2 protein-coding genes are annotated in these 803 nt (G+C 72.9%); both read right to left on the bottom strand.

Features of this window, described 5'->3' with window-relative positions:
• The coding region (locus tag LQT98_RS23885; protein WP_231465744.1) for a glycosyltransferase family protein at positions 1–513 on the bottom strand (513 nt) is incomplete at its 3' end.
• Positions 510–803 (bottom strand): P-loop NTPase family protein (locus LQT98_RS23880; RefSeq protein WP_231465743.1); only part of this gene is annotated, 294 nt, incomplete at its 5' end. The genes LQT98_RS23885 and LQT98_RS23880, both read right to left, overlap by 4 nt.

The raw sequence follows: 803 nt of genomic DNA, 5'->3' as shown, positions 1-803 counted from the left end.
GCCGTGCGGAATGCGGGCGACGCGTTCGGCCGGCAGCCGCATGCGCCGGGCCAGGCAGTCGGCGCCGGTATCGGTCAGCGTCACCAGCCGCGCCAAGCGCCCGGCCAGCCGGCGCTCGCGCGCCAGCGTCAGCGGGTCCATCAGCAGCGCCGCGCCCTGGCTCAGCCAGCGCGGCCATTGCCGCGGCAGTCCGGGCGGCCGCCAGATCAGCCGTTCCGGATCGTGGACGGTGGCGGTGAGCTTGAGCCACGGCTGATGGCGCGCCAGCCACTCCAGCGCCATGAATTCGCGCTCGCGGCCGCCGCCCAGTTCGGCGTGCGCCAGTTCAAAACGGCTCCAGTCCACGCGCTGCAGCTGCCAGCCCAGTTCCAGCGCGCTCGCCGCCGGCGGCTGGCCGCTGAGCGGAGCGGCGACGCTGACGCCCTGCTCCTCCAGCGCCCGCCGCCAGACGGCGGCGTAATCGGCGATGCCGGTCTGTTCCGGCGGCAGCGGCGACAATAATGCGATTCTCATGTCCGCTCTCCCTTCAGCCGCGCCATCCGCCGCAACCAGGCGGACGGAATCTCAAAGCGGCGGCGGTTGACGATGATGCCGTCCACCTGGCGGAAGGCGGTGCGCAGGATGGACAGGGCGTTGTCCACCATCGGCACGGTGGTGGCGCGCGCCTCTATCACCAGCAGGATCAGATCGGCCCGCTTCAGCTGCACGAAGGCGCGCTGATTGCTGAGCAGCGCCGGCGCCTCGATCAGCGTCACGCTGCCGGGCGCGGCGCCTGCGTCGTCGGCCGCCAGCCGCGCCGGCAC

It is taken from the genome of Chromobacterium aquaticum (assembly GCF_021129195.1).
Classification (GTDB): Bacteria; Pseudomonadota; Gammaproteobacteria; order Burkholderiales; family Chromobacteriaceae; genus Chromobacterium; species Chromobacterium aquaticum.
The sequence above is the reverse complement of the archived record's forward strand: the minus strand, read 5'-3'. Positions and strand labels throughout refer to the sequence as shown.